This window comes from Mesorhizobium sp. B3-1-7 (assembly GCF_006439385.1).
Taxonomy (GTDB): domain Bacteria; phylum Pseudomonadota; class Alphaproteobacteria; order Rhizobiales; family Rhizobiaceae; genus Mesorhizobium.
On sequence record NZ_VFTL01000001.1, the window covers coordinates 194,111 to 207,875 of the forward strand.

At 65.3% G+C, this 13,765-nt stretch carries 12 protein-coding genes; 7 read left to right on the forward strand and 5 right to left on the reverse strand.

The genetic code is table 11. The features are described 5' to 3' along the window. Positions 1 to 100 precede the first annotated feature (100 nt). The gene (locus tag FJ417_RS00910; RefSeq protein WP_140706263.1) at positions 101 to 541 is read left to right on the forward strand and encodes a hypothetical protein; all 441 of its coding nucleotides are present in this window, start codon (positions 101 to 103) and stop codon (positions 539 to 541) included. A 41-nt stretch (positions 542 to 582) separates the two neighbouring features. Here FJ417_RS00910 and FJ417_RS00915 read toward each other — a convergent pair whose 3' ends face one another. Together FJ417_RS00915 and FJ417_RS00920 are read right to left on the reverse strand one after the other, a co-directional pair. After that, entirely contained in the window at positions 583 to 1,725 is a 1,143-nt protein-coding gene (locus FJ417_RS00915) for an FAD-dependent oxidoreductase (protein WP_140782149.1), read from the reverse strand. A 131-nt stretch (positions 1,726 to 1,856) separates the two neighbouring features. Continuing rightward, on the reverse strand, positions 1,857 to 2,522 hold the full coding sequence (locus FJ417_RS00920) for a peroxiredoxin (RefSeq protein ID WP_140647410.1): 666 nt from the start codon (positions 2,520 to 2,522) through the stop codon (positions 1,857 to 1,859). 133 nt (positions 2,523 to 2,655) lie between these two features. Here FJ417_RS00920 and FJ417_RS00925 point away from each other — a divergent pair, with 133 nt between their 5' ends. From FJ417_RS00925 to FJ417_RS00935, 3 genes are all read left to right on the forward strand, one after another. Next, the gene (locus FJ417_RS00925) at positions 2,656 to 4,359 is read left to right on the forward strand and encodes a BTAD domain-containing putative transcriptional regulator (protein ID WP_140782150.1); all 1,704 of its coding nucleotides are present in this window, start codon (positions 2,656 to 2,658) and stop codon (positions 4,357 to 4,359) included. A gap of 38 nt (positions 4,360 to 4,397) precedes the next feature. Further along, positions 4,398 to 4,997 carry a hypothetical protein gene (locus FJ417_RS00930; protein WP_246682931.1) on the forward strand — a complete coding sequence of 200 codons (600 nt, stop codon included), beginning with the start codon at positions 4,398 to 4,400 and terminating at the stop codon, positions 4,995 to 4,997. A gap of 97 nt (positions 4,998 to 5,094) precedes the next feature. Beyond that, positions 5,095 to 5,838 carry a pseudouridine synthase gene (locus tag FJ417_RS00935; protein WP_140782151.1) on the forward strand — a complete coding sequence of 248 codons (744 nt, stop codon included), beginning with the start codon at positions 5,095 to 5,097 and terminating at the stop codon, positions 5,836 to 5,838. A gap of 61 nt (positions 5,839 to 5,899) precedes the next feature. Here FJ417_RS00935 and FJ417_RS00940 read toward each other — a convergent pair whose 3' ends face one another. Both FJ417_RS00940 and FJ417_RS00945 read right to left on the reverse strand, forming a co-directional pair. Then, positions 5,900 to 6,481, reverse strand: coding sequence for a histidine phosphatase family protein (locus FJ417_RS00940; RefSeq protein WP_140782152.1), 582 nt, complete (start codon positions 6,479 to 6,481; stop codon positions 5,900 to 5,902). A 125-nt stretch (positions 6,482 to 6,606) separates the two neighbouring features. Next, positions 6,607 to 7,941, reverse strand: coding sequence for a dicarboxylate/amino acid:cation symporter (locus tag FJ417_RS00945; RefSeq protein WP_140654634.1), 1,335 nt, complete (start codon positions 7,939 to 7,941; stop codon positions 6,607 to 6,609). A 237-nt stretch (positions 7,942 to 8,178) separates the two neighbouring features. On the opposite strand from FJ417_RS00945, the gene FJ417_RS00950 reads away from it, so the two are divergent. From FJ417_RS00950 to FJ417_RS00960, 3 genes are all read left to right on the forward strand, one after another. Beyond that, on the forward strand, positions 8,179 to 10,044 hold the full coding sequence (locus tag FJ417_RS00950) for a sensor histidine kinase (protein WP_140782153.1): 1,866 nt from the start codon (positions 8,179 to 8,181) through the stop codon (positions 10,042 to 10,044). After that, a complete protein-coding gene (locus tag FJ417_RS00955; protein WP_140782154.1) occupies positions 10,041 to 11,396 on the forward strand; it encodes a sigma-54 dependent transcriptional regulator in 1,356 nt (451 codons plus the stop codon). The genes FJ417_RS00950 and FJ417_RS00955 overlap by 4 nt, the downstream gene beginning before the upstream one ends. 263 nt (positions 11,397 to 11,659) lie before the next feature. Beyond that, positions 11,660 to 12,007: a hypothetical protein gene (locus FJ417_RS00960; protein ID WP_224608676.1), complete on the forward strand. Its 348-nt coding sequence runs from the start codon at positions 11,660 to 11,662 to the stop codon at positions 12,005 to 12,007. Positions 12,008 to 12,011: 4 nt separating this feature from the next. On the opposite strand, the gene ggt is transcribed toward FJ417_RS00960, so the two are convergent. Beyond that, entirely contained in the window at positions 12,012 to 13,751 is a 1,740-nt protein-coding gene (gene ggt / locus FJ417_RS00965; RefSeq protein ID WP_140782155.1) for a gamma-glutamyltransferase, read from the reverse strand. Between the last annotated feature and the right edge of the window lie 14 nt (positions 13,752 to 13,765).

Below are 13,765 nucleotides of genomic sequence, written 5' to 3' on the forward strand. Positions count from 1 at the left end.
CATGGAATGAGATTGCGCACACGGCCCCGATTGGGGATTTGCTTTTCTTGGTGATCCCCCTTCACTGGGGCAAACTGCCAGCGGGCTGTCAGGAGGAGAAATGAGAGCACGCGCGGCGACGGTCGGAGACCTGGAAGATGTCTTCCACGGCCTGTCCAAGCGAATGTCGGACGAGTATGTGGCGGCCGGCAAGGACAGCAAAAGCGCCTATGACAATCTGATGATGAACCTGAAGGAAGGCCGGGCGCATGCGCTCGTCCAGGACGACAGGACGGTGGCGATCATCGCCTGGCACGAGCATGCGGACGCCGCCGATACGCTCTTTGCCGCGCAGGAGGATTTCTTCAACGCCTCGACGGTCCGCTTCTGCAAGCGCCACATCCGCCATGTCCAGGCGCTCGCCGGCAACCTTCCCATACATTCGCGCAGCTGGCTGGACAGGCCCGACGTAGCGAAATGGTTCCGCGTGATCGGCTATGTCGACCGCGGGCGGGAGAACGGCGCCACCCTGTTCGAGCTGCCCCCGGCCGCCAATAGCTGAAAGGCCGCGAACGATGCCTGCGCCCGCCGAGGCCCCTCTCGTCAGAGGCCGAACCAGCGCGACCTCCTGCTCGCGCCGAACATCTCCTTGTCGGCACGGAGTGTGACCGAGGGCTCATAGTAGTTGCCGGTCGGCGAGGGCCCCGAGAAGAAGTCGACCTCGACCTTGCCGATGCGCCCGCCGCCAAACTCGATATAGCAGGTCCCGAACCCATCATAGAGGGTCCCACCGCCTCTGTGGCGCAACTTTGCGACGAGGGCGCTGGCCACCGCCCGCGCGGCGCCCTCGGCGAAGACGCCGGCCTTGGGCGTGCCGGTGTTAGCGCCGTCGCCGACGGCGTAGACATTCTCGTATTTCGTTTCGAGCGTACGCGGATTGACCGGAATCCAGCCGTTTTCAGACATGCCGCTTTCGAGCACGACCGGCGGCACCCTGTGCTTGGGCACGCCAAGGAAAAGCTCGAAAGGCATTTCCGAGCCGTCGTCGAGGACGGTCACGTTTCGCGTGTTGTCGACGGAGGCGACACGGCGCCCCGGGATGAATTTGATGCCGCGCTCGGCGAAGGCGGCAAGCAAGGCGAGCGAGGTGTCGGGCGAAGGCGGCACCGGGCTGCCCAACGGCAGCACCAGCGATATCTCGCAAGCCTCGCGCACGCCTTGCCGCACCAGATAGTCATGCAGCATCAGCACGCATTCGCTGGGTGCCGGCGGGCATTTGTAGGGCGCGCCGCAGACCCCCACCATCGCCCTGCCCTTCTTGAAACCTGGCAGCATGTGGCGCAGCCGTTCCGCGCCGGGCACCGAATAGAACTCGTTGGTTCCGGAAAGACCAGGCGTTGCGTCGAAATCATATTCGGCGCCAAGTGCCACGATCAGATGGTCGGCGTCGAACACGCCGTCATCGGTGACGACACGGCGGCTTTGCGGATCGATCGCTGTGATGGTGCGCTTCAGCATGCGCACGCCGGGCTTGGCGAAGCTGGCATAAGGCAGGCGAACCGCTTCCGGCTGCTTCAGGCCGAACATGACGTCGAGCTTGGAGAAGCCGAAAATGAAGTTATCGCTCTTGTCGATCAGGGTCACGTCGATGGCGTCGCCCATCGCTTCGGAAAGCAGCGTCGTGAGTTCAAGGCCGCCGAAGCCTGCCCCAAGGACGACGATGCGCGGTTTGTTTGCCGTGTTCATCTCAGTTCCCCACCCTGTCTCTGGCGCCAAGCGCCGGTTGATCTTCATTTCCTGAAGTGGCGGCGAGGACTCCATCTCCTCGCCGTCGATGCCTTACCGCCAAGGCCTAGCGGGCTTGCCGCTTGCACTCGTCAGGTGAGGACGGGCTGCGGCACGATGCGAATGTAGGGCTTAGGTTCCTTCCAGCCCTGCGGATAGAGCTGCCTGGCCTCGTCGTTCGACACCGAGCCAGCGATGATGACGTCGTCGCCGGGCTTCCAGTTGACGGGGGTCGCCAGGCGGTGCTTGGCCGTCAGCTGCAGGGAGTCGATGACGCGCAGCACCTCATCGAAGTTGCGGCCAGTCGTCATCGGATAGGAAATGACCAGCTTGATCTTCTTGTCGGGGCCGATGACGTAGACATTGCGCACCGTCTGGTTGTCGGCTGCGGTGCGGCCGTCGGCCGTGTTGCCGGCCGAGGCCGGCAGCATGTCGTAAAGCTGGGAGACGGCCAGCGTCGGATCGCCGATCATCGGGAAGTTGGGGGCCGTCCCCTGCGTTTCGGCGATGTCCTTTGCCCAGCCTGCATGCTTCTCGACGGGGTCGACGGAGAGGCCGATGATTTTCACGCCGCGCTTGTCGAACTCGGGCTTCAGACGCGCCATGTAGCCGAGCTCGGTCGTGCAGACCGGCGTGTAGTCCTTCGGATGCGAGAAGAGGATGCCCCAATCCTTGCCCAGCCATTCATGGAAGGAAATCGGACCCTCGGTGGTGTCGGCCATGAAGTCGGGGGCGATGTCTGCGATACGGAGTGACATGGTTGTGTTCCTTTCCGGTTGGAATTCGATTGCGGCGCTAAATTAGGAAATCTATGTTCCGCCAGCGTTCCCCGACGACGGCCGCCCGGTGACGGCTTCGGCGGCGGTGCCCTTTCTTCCGGACGGTGAATGCATGCGCGTTTCGATCCACCTCCTCGGCCGGTTCGCCGTCAGCGTCGATGACCGGGTGGTCCCGGCGGCCGAGTGGCGGCGCGACCGCGCCGCGGCTTTGGTCAAGCTGCTTGCCTTGCGGCCTGGACATCGCGCCCACCGCGAGCAGATCATGGAGACCTTCTGGCCAGACGCGGACCCCGACGCCGCCGGCGCCAGCCTGCGCAAGGCTGTCCATTTCGCGCGTCGCGCACTGGGCGGCCGCGACCTGATCGACGTGAGCAACGATATCGTGGCGCTCGCCCCGGATGTCGAACTGGCGATCGACACGGAGAGCTTCGAGACCGCCGCGAAGGCCGCCCTGCGAGGCGACGACAGCAAGGCCTTCGCACACGCCGCCGACCTCTACGGAGGCAGGCTCCTGCCCGACGATCTGTTCGTCGAATGGCTGGACGCCCCGCGCGCGCAACTGCAGCAGCGCTATAGCGACCTCCTGCGCGCCGGCAATCTCTGGCAGCGACTGATCGCGCTCGACCCGGCCGACGAGCAGGCGCAATGCGCGCTGATGCAGGTAGCACTCGATGCGGGCAACCGCGTGGAAGCGATCCGCCAATTCAATCAGCTTCGCGACAATCTGCATGCCGAACTCGGCGTCGGGCCGAGCGCCGCCACCATCGCGCTCTACGAGAAGGCCCTGGCGCTGTCCGGCACGGAGACCGTCAGCCCGGTGGAGCAGATACGCACGTCGCTCGCCTGGGGGCTGGTGCATCTGCAAAGCGGCGAATTCGACAAGGCAAGCGAAATCGCCCGGCGCACGCGTGACCTTGCACTCGGCGCCGACCTGCCGCGCGAGGTCGGCGAGTCCAGCGCCTTGCTGGGCATCGCATCGATGATGCAAGCCCGGTGGCCGCAACTGTTCCGGTCCGAATTCATCGAATGGGTCCGCGCCAAACCCGCCTTCGTTCAGCATGTGTTCGACGGTCATCTGTGCCTTTCCGAATTCTGTCTGTGCAGCGCGAAGGGCCATGCCGAGGTCGCGGGACTTGCGCGGGAATTGCTAACCGTGGCCGAAGAGGCCGGATCGAGCGCGGGCCGCGGTCTCGCTTGCCTCCTGCTTGGAGAGGCCTCGCTTTTCTCGGGCGATCTCGACGGCGCCGAAGGCTTCCTTGCTGCGGCGGAACAATTGCTTCAGGAAGCGGATGCCGTGGCAGGCCGCGTGCTTGCAATCGAGCGGCTGGCCGAGATCGCGCTGGAACGCGGCCAAAGGTGGCGAGCTGGCCGTCTCATCCGCCGCGGCCTGGCGGATGCGGAACGATCCTGGCTTTCCCCACACCTGATCATGCGCATGCAGGCATTGGCCGTACGCGCCGCCTCCACGCCCAAGATGGTAGCCGAGGAAATCCTCGCCGGCGACCGGCTGCTGATCCCCGGCGCCTGCCAGCCCTGTTCGATGGCGCTGCGCACCGCGTCGGCGATAGCCCTTGCAGAAGCCGGCGACCTGGAACAGGTCGATCGCCGCCTGAACGATGCCGAGCGCATCGCCGGCATGTGGCAAGGCGGCCCCTGGGCCGCGGCGCTCTGGGAGGCGCGCGGCGTGCAGCGGCGGGCGCAGAACAAGGAAATGCGCGCGCTGGCGGCCTTCGAGGAGGCGGCAGGCCGCTACGAGGAACTCGGGCGGCCACGCGACCAGGCCCGCTGCCTCGCACGAATGAACCCCGCCGGCTGATTGCCCGATTTTGGCTCGCGCGTAGCCCAGGGCTCCGCATGAAAGGCGTCTTCCCCGGCAACGGCGACTTGCACAGAGCATTGTTTGGCGGAATTGTAGTAAACGCAGCCGGGGCAAACCGGCACGCCGGATCGGTATGGCTGCTGGAAATCGGGATGCTGCGCGTCTGCCTGGCCCTTGTCGCCATCGCTGCCCTGACGAGACCGTCAGGGGCGGAGACACGCGCCTCCCATCTTTTCGATCGTCCCGAGCTGTCGGCGGCATATTCGGGCCAATCCGATCTCGTCACCGCGTACACGACCGGCATGGCGCGCTATCGGCTTCAATATTCGGGCCATACGGACCAGGCCGGTTTGGCCGCCCCGCTCGAGCCTCGGCTGCTGCGGCCTGAATTCCAACAACGGACATGGCGTTCCTCGGATGGCAGTCTGCTGCAGGGCTTTGCCGGCAAGGGTGGCTTCCGGCTGACCGCAGGCAACTGCGTGACCCGCATCTGCATGGCCAGCGAATGCAGCGAGGCCGGCTGGCCGCTTTACGCCTGCAGCGACGGGCGCAAGCGCAAAATGTCGGTCAAAAGCTTCGTGACGGCAACATTCGACGGCATCTCCTACCGGCGGTTGAGCGCGCCGCAGGAGTGAAATCGGCGACCCGAACCGGGTTATGGAGCCGCTTGCGCCCATCTCGCCAGGCGTGGCATCGGTTGCAGCGTTTTGAGCAAGTCCGAAGACAGAGACAGTGGCACGCCAACCCGACCGACGATCAGCAACCCCAAAGGTCAGCCTCGCCCGAGCGCTTTCCAAGCTTGGCTTCTGCTCGCGCACGCAGGCCGAGCGTTTCGTCGCCGAGGGGCGGGTACAGGTCGGCGGCAAGACGGTGCGCGATGCCTTGCTGCGCATCGATCCCGACCGCGACCGCATCACCGTCGACGGCGAGCGCGTCGTTGCCGAGCGCAAGGTCTATCTGATGCTCAACAAGCCGCGCGGGCTGGTCACGACCCGCGACGACCCCGAAGGCCGCGGCACCGTCTATGACTGCCTGGAAGGGCTCGACCTGCCCTTCGTGTCACCCGTTGGCCGCCTCGACAAGGCGAGCGAAGGGCTGCTTTTGATGAGCAACGACACGCGCTGGGCGAACGGTCTGCTCGACCCCGCCTCGCATGTCGCCAAGACCTATCACGTGCAGATCGCGGCCGTGCCCGACGAAGCGATGCTGGAGCGCTTTCGCCAAGGGGCGGTCGTCGACGGCGCGTTGCTCACCGCAAGCTCGATCGCGCTGTTGCGCAGCGGCGGGCGGACGGCGTGGCTGGAGATCGTGCTCGACGAGGGACGCAACCGGCAGATCCGCAGGCTGCTCGGCGCTTTCGACATCGAGGTGCTGCGGCTGATCAGGGTGGCGATCGGCGGATTGCAGCTCGGCGAGCTTGCCAAGGGCAAGGCGCGGCATTTGACCGCGGAGGAACTGGCGATGGTGGGAGTCTAGCCGAAACGTCTCAGCTTCGTCATCCACGGGCCAGAGGCACCTGGGCTGCCATCCAGCGGGGCTACTTCTGGTTCCAGCGGCGGATGACCGGCTCGGTCAGGCCGTGCTCGTAGCCGAGGATGCTGAGGCTGGCGGTGTCGAGCACGAAATGCTCGCCGCCTTCCGGCGGCAGGCCGACCCAGCGCGACGCGAACACACGCAGGAAATGCGAGCTGGAGAAGATGAGCACATTACCGGCAACCGCGCGCAGCTCGGCGATGATGGTATCGGCGCGGGCGCCGACATCGGCCGCCGTCTCGCCCTGCGGACAGCCATCGCGAAACAATTGCCAGCCGGGTCGCTTGGACAGGATCTCCTTGGTCGTCACCGCTTCATAGGCGCCATAGTCCCATTCCTGCAGGTCGACCTTTTTCACCGCGCGCTCGCCGAAACCGGCGAGCCGGCAGGTGTCGAAGGCGCGCTGCGACGGGCTCGACCAGACCGCCTGGAAAGTCAGGCCCTTGAGCCGGTCGGCGACGCCGCGCGCGGCCTCCTCGCCTTTCGCGGTCAGGGGGATGTCGGTGCGGCCGGTATGCCTGCCCGAGAGACTCCACTCCGTCTGGCCATGACGGACAAGATAGATCTCGGGATACGCACTGCTCATCGACCGCCCTCTCGGCTGAATGTTTCGCCAGGAATCCGGCTCGCGCAGCCTATGCGGCGGCCGACAAAAAGAACAGGCCGCGGCGATTGCCGCGACCTGTTCGGCATCGGGAGGATGCTGGTTGGCTAGGCAGGCTGCAGGCCGCCCGACAACGCGAGGTCGGCTTCTTCCGACAACTGGCCGGCCATGGCGGCGGCGAACCTGGTCTGGTCGAGCTCACCTTCCCAGCGCGCCACGACGATGGTCGCGACCGCGTTGCCGACGAAGTTGGTGAGCGCGCGGCATTCCGACATGAAGCGGTCGACGCCGAGGATCAGCGCCATGCCGGCGACCGGCACGGAGGGCACTACCGAGAGCGTCGCGGCCAGTGTGATGAAGCCGGCGCCGGTGATGCCAGCCGCACCCTTCGAGCTTAGCATGGCGACGAGCAAGAGCAGGATCTGGTCGCCGAAGGTGAGCGGCGTGTCGGTCGCCTGGGCGATGAAAAGTGCTGCCAGCGTCATGTAGATGTTGGTGCCGTCAAGATTGAAGGAATAGCCGGTCGGGATGACCAGGCCGACCACCGAGCGGTTGCAGCCGGCGCGCTCCATCTTGGCCATCAGACCGGGAAGTGCCGCTTCCGACGACGAGGTGCCGAGCACCAGGAGCAATTCTTCCTTGATGTAGCGGATCAGCGCCAGGATGGAGAAGCCGTTGTACCATGCCACAGTGCCGAGCACGACGAGCACGAAGAGCAGCGATGTCAGATAGAAGGTGCCGATCAGCATGGCGAGGTTGGCGATCGCGCCGATGCCGTATTTGCCGACGGTGAAGGCCATGGCGCCGAAGGCGCCGATGGGCGCCGCCTTCATCAGGATGGCGACGAGGCGGAAGACCGGCGAGGTCAGCGCCTGCAGGAAATCGACCACGGGGCGGCCGCGCTCGCCGACCAGCGCCAGCGCTATGCCGAACAGCACCGAGAAGAACAGCACCTGCAGGATGTCGCCCTGCGCGAAGGCGCCGGTGATGGTGTCGGGGATGATGTTCATCAGGAAGCCGACGATGGAAGAGTCATGCGCCTTCTCGGTGAAGGTCGCCACCTTCGATGGGTCGAGGGTCGCGGGATTGATGTGCATGCCGGCGCCGGGCTGGATGACGTTCGACACGACGAGGCCGACGATGAGCGCCAATGTCGAGAAGACGAGGAAATAGATCATCGCCTTGCCGGCGACGCGGCCGACCTTGTGCAGGTCGGAGACACCGGCAATGCCGGTTGCCACGGTGAGGAAGATCACCGGCGCGATCACCATCTTGACCAGCTTGATGAAGGCGTCGCCAAGCGGTTTCAGCGATGCGCCCAGCTCGGGGTAGAAATGGCCAAGCAGGATACCGGCGGCAATCGCCACCAGGACCTGTACGTAGAGATGCCGGTAAAAGGGAACCTTGCCGCGCGGTTCGGCGGCAGCGATTGCTGTCTGCATGATGTCCTCCGTTCGGCCCCCGATCGAGACGCTCGACCTCCCAGGGGGCTGTTGACCTCCACAGCCTCGCGGCTGCTGCGGATGCATTTGCAACCCCCGTGCCAGATGATGTCCGGAATCTCGCTCTGTTGATTTTGTTGGATTTTTCGATCCGGCGACAAGCGTATTGGCGAACACTAGTGCGGTTATCCGCATAGGTCGAATTGCGCTTTGTGCGAAATCATGCACAGATGCGGCATGCTGCAACGCCCGGCCGCTGCCCTCGCCCCAACGCCCGAACTGCTTGCCGGGCGGGCGCGGCGCACCTGGCTGCTGTTTACGGCGGTGGCGCTGCTGATCGTGCTCGCGGCGCTCTACGGCGCCGGGCTTTATGGTCGCTCGGCCGAGATCGAGACTCTAGCCGCGCAAGGGCGCACGGACGCCAACCTCAAAGTCGCACTGCTGCGCGCGGTGCTGGAAAATCCGCGCGCGCTGCCGCTGCTCCTGTCGGAAGACCAGCAGGTGCATGATGCGCTGGCCGAGCGCAACCCCGCATCGATCGACGTGCTCAACCGCAAGCTCGAAGGGCTGGTCTCGGGCACCAAGGCCTCGGTGCTTTATGTCACCGGCACGGACGGCCTGGCGATCGCCTCCAGCAATTGGCGCGAGCCGGTGAGCTTCGTCGGAAACGACTATGGTTTTCGCGCCTATTTCTCGGGCGCGATGGAAACCGGCACGGCCGAATATTTCGCGCTCGGCAATGTCAGCAAACGTCCGGGCCTCTACATCTCGCGCCGCGTCGACGGCGCTGCGGGGCCGCTCGGCGTCGTCGTGGTCAAGATGGAGTTCGACCAGCTCGAGTCCGACTGGCGCGAGGCGAACCGCCCGGCCTATGTCAGCGATGCGCATGGCGTGGTGCTGATCACGAGCGTGCCCTCCTGGCGTTTCATGACGACGGCGCCGCTGGCCGCTCCGGTTACGGCCGACATCCGCGCCAGCCAGCAATTCGGCGATGCGCCGCTGGTGCCCTTGCCGATCACGAAACCGCAACCGCTCAGCCCCGATGTCGCGCTCGTCCAGGCCATCACGCCCGGCGGCAGCGATGCGGAATATCTGCGGCTTTCCACCGCCGTGCCGTCGACACCCTGGCGCCTCGACTATCTCCTTCCTGCCGAAGCAGCGGTCGCGGCGGCGCAGCGCGAGATGCGGCTCCTGGCGCTCGGTGTCCTCGTGCCGCTCATTGCCTTTGCCGCCTATCTGTTGTGGCGCCGGCAATCCGGCCAGATGCGGATTGCCGCCGAACAGGCCGCGCGCGCCGAGCTCGAGCGCCGGGTCGTCGAGCGCACGCAGGATCTGAGTCTGGCGCGCGACCGGCTGCAAGCCGAGATCGCCGACCATCGCAGCACCGAAGCCAGGCTGCAGGTGATGCAGCAGGAACTGGTGCAGGCCAACCGGCTTGCCACGCTTGGCCAGGTCGCCGCCGGGGTCGCGCATGAGATCAACCAGCCGGTGGCGACGATCCGCGCCTATGCCGACAATGCGCGCGTCTTCCTCGAACGCAAGCAGAGCACCTCAGCCGAGGAGAACCTTGGCGCCATCGCCGCGCTGACCGAGCGGATCGGTTCCATCACCGAAGAGCTGAAAGCTTTCGCCCGCAAGGGCCGCACCGCCGCCGAGCCGGTGGAACTGCGCGGCGTGATCGAAGGCGCCGTCGTGCTGCTCAGGAGCCGCTTCGCCGGCCGGCTGGATGCGCTGGCGATCACGCTGCCGCCGCCGGCGCTGAAGGTTATGGGCAACCGGCTGCGGCTGGAGCAGGTACTGATCAACCTGTTCCAGAACGCGCTGGAGGCACTCGATGGCCGCGACGACGCGAAAGTCGAGGTTTCGGCGGCCGAGACCGGCGATGACGTCGCGCTCATGGTCTCGGACAACGGCCCGGGCATTCCGCCCGCGATCCTGAAGTCGCTGTTCACGCCCTTCAACACCTCCAAGGAAAAGGGCCTCGGGCTCGGACTCGTCATCTCCAAGGATATCGTCACCGACTATGGCGGGCGCATCGAGGTTTCGAGCAGCGGCCAGGGAACACGCTTCACCATCCATCTGTCGAAAGCCGGCGCTGCATGACGAAGCACGATCCAGCCCCGGTGATCCTGATCGATGACGACAGCGATCTGCTCAAGGCGACGAGACAGACGCTGGAGCTTGCCGGCTTTGCGGTGTCGGCCCATTCGGTGGCGAGCGAAGCGCTGGCGGCACTCGACAGGAATTTCGCCGGCGTGGTGGTGTCGGATATCCGCATGCCGGAGATCGACGGGCTGCAGCTTTTCGATCGCGTGCTGCTACTCGACCCCGATATCCCCGTCATCCTGGTCACCGGCCATGGCGATATCGCGATGGCCGTGAAGGCGATCAAGGACGGCGCCTACGACTTCATCACCAAGCCTTTCGCCGCCGACAGGCTGGCGCAGAGCGTGGCCCGCGCCACCGAAAAGCGGCGCCTGGTGATGGAAAACCGCGCCTTGCGCGAGGCGGCCGAGCAGGCGCGGGAGGGATTGCCGCTGATCGGCCAGACGCCGGCCATGGAGCGGCTGCGCCGGACATTGCGGCAGATCGCCGACACCGATGTCGACGTTCTGGTGACCGGCGAGACCGGTTCGGGCAAGGAGGTGGTGGCGAGCCTGCTGCACCGCTGGAGCCGCCGCGCCAAGGGCAATTTCGTCGCGTTGAACTGCGGCACGCTGCCGGAGACGGTCATCGAGAGCGAATTGTTCGGACACGAGGCCGGCGCCTTCACCGGCGCGCAGAAGAAGCGCGTCGGCCGCATCGAGCATTCGAGCGGCGGCACGCTGTTCCTCGACGAGATCGAAAGCATGCCGGCCTCGACACAGGTGCAGATGCTGCGCGTCTTGGAAATGCGCGAGGTGACGCCGCTCGGCACCAATGAGGTGCGGCCGGTCGACCTGAGGGTGGTCGCGGCTGCCAAGGTCGATCTCGGCGATGCCAGCCAGCGCGGCGCTTTCCGTGAGGATCTCTATTACCGGCTCAATGTGGTGACGCTTTCGATCCCGCCGCTGCGCGAGCGGCGGGACGACGTGCCGCTGTTGTTCGGTTATTTCGCCGATCGCGCCGCCGCCCGTTTTCGGCGCGCCGTGCCGGCGATCTCCGCCGCGGTTCAGCGCCATCTCGGCGAACATGACTGGCCCGGCAATGTGCGCGAACTCGCCCACTTCGCCGAACGCTTCGTGCTCGGGCTGGACGACGTTGCTCCAGCGTCTTCCCCGGCGGCAACGGAGATCGGCACCCCCATGCCCTTGCCGGAACGGCTCGATCGTTACGAAGCCGAAATTATCCGCGAGACACTTGGTCGCAATGACGGCGACGTCCGCCGCACCATCGAGGCCCTCGGCATTCCGCGCAAGACCTTCTACGACAAGCTGCAGCGGCACGGCATCGTGCGCAGCGATTTTTCCAGGTAGATCAATTAATGCATGTCGCGCAAAAGTGTGCAGCGGTTTTGCGATAACGACATGCATGAAAACAAAGCCTTAAAAGCGCGTCGCCTGAATCCGCTTCAGCGCGACGCGCTTTAGGTGGAACCGCAACGCCGCTACCTCGTTGAAACCAACCGGGAAACCGTGGCGCTCGGGCATCAGCGGGACGGCGAATGCATCGCCGTGCCGGCTTTGCCGGGTTGCGCTCGGCAGGCGTTGATGGTTTGTTGCCGCCCAGCGGAGAACGAATGATGCGCGAATCCCTCGGTCAAGACGAATATGGCTCGACCAGCCCCTTCGACCCTGACGACCTGCCCAATCTCAATGCGATGGGGCCGGCGATGGGTGGCGGCAACGATTTCGAGAAATACGCGGTTGCCGTCATAATCGTCTTCGGCGCGCTGATCATCGGCGGCCTGATGGCCGCCTCCATGTCCTTCGGCCACCGCAACGGCTTCCTGTTCGCGCTTGGCGGCGCCACGGCGGCCTGGATCTCGGGCAATGCGCTGCTGCTCGACCGGCCGCGCATCTATGCCCTCTTCGTCGCTATCGCCGCCGTGATGCTGATCGCCTCGACCATCACGCTGGTCACCTGATCAATTAATATCCCAGCGCCTCACCGGCGGCAGCGCGGCTGTCGATGGCGCCGTTGTAGCGCGAGCCGCCGCCTTTCTCGATCTGTGCCAGGCTCTTGCCACCGACCAGGATGCCAGCCGCCTGCCCCCAGGTTTGGTCGCTGAGATCGAGGTGATAGCCCATGGCGGCAAGCAGCTTCTCCGTGTCCGGCGAAAGCCCGAACGGTTCGACATAGATGGTGTCCGGCAGCCATTGATGATGGATGCGCGGCGCGTCGATCGCCTGCTGGATGTCCATGCCGTGGTCGATGACGTTGACGATCGCCTCGAGCGTGATGGTGATGATGCGCGAACCGCCCGGACTGCCGATGACCATGAACGGCTTGCCGTCCCTGGTCACGATCGTTGGGCTCATCGAGGATAAAGGCGTCTTCTTCGGCTGGATGGCATTCGCCTCGCCCTGGACCAGGCCGTAGAGGTTGGGCACGCCGGGCTTCTGGGTGAAATCGTCCATCTCGTTGTTGAGCAGGATGCCGGTGCCATCGGCGACGACCCCGGCGCCGAAGGAGCCGTTCAGCGTATAGGTGACCGCAACCGCATTGCCGTCCTTGTCGATGATCGAATAGTGAGTGGTTTCCTTCGACTCGCCGAAACCCTTGGGCATCAGGTCCTTCGACACGCCGGCGCGGAACGGATCGATCTTGTCGCGGATGTCCTTTGCATAGTTCTTGTCGAGCAATTTGGAGACCGGATTGTCGACGAAATCCGGATCGCCGAGCGCCGAATTGCGGTCGACATAGGCATGGCGCATGGCTTCGACCATCACGTGGACCGTCTCGGCCGAGCCGGCGCCGAGATAGGACAGCGGATAGCCTTCGAGCACGTTCAATATTTCGCAGATGATGACGCCGCCCGAGCTTGGCGGCGGCGAGGAGATGATTTCGTAGCCGCGATAGGTGCAGGTCACCGGCTTCAGCTCGCGCACGGCATATTGCTCGAAATCGGCCTTGGCGAGGACGCCGCCCTTGGCGCCGCTCGCCTTGACGATGGCGTCGGCGATAGCACCCTTGTAGAAGGCGTCCGGCCCCTTTTCCGAAATCGCCGACAGCGAGGCGGCGAGGTCCGGCTGAACGAGCTTCTCGCCAATCCCGTAAGGCTTGCCATCCGGTTTCAGGAAGATGGCGGCGGCCGCCGGATCCTTTGCCAGACGATCGGCGCCGCCTGCGAACGACGCGGCATCGCCCTGGTTGAGCACGAAGCCATCCTTGGCGTAGGCAATGGCCGGCGCCATCAGATCCTGCCTGGTGAGCGTGCCGTATTTCTCGCGCGCCATCTCGAAGCCGGCGACCGAGCCCGGCACGCCGACCGCCAGATAGCCGTCGAGGCTGGCGCCTTTCACCGGATTGCCGTCCTTGTCGAGATACATGGTCTTGGTCGCGGCGAGCGGCGCGCGCTCGCGGAAATCGAGGAAGGTCGTGCGGCCGTCCTTCATGCGCACGGTCATGAACCCGCCGCCGCCGATGTTGCCGGCATTGGGATAGACGACGGCGAGCGCATAGCCGACGGCAACAGCGGCATCGACTGCATTGCCGCCCTTTTTCAGCACGTCGACGCCGATCTCGGTCGCCAGATGCTGGGCCGTCACCACCATGCCGTGCTCGCCCTTGGCCGGTTGCGGCGAGGCGGCGAGGACGATGGTCGGCGGTGCGAGGGCAATTGCGAGCGAAAGGGTGACGCCGATCAGCGTCCGACGGGTCAAGGGCATGGCGGTGCTCCTGG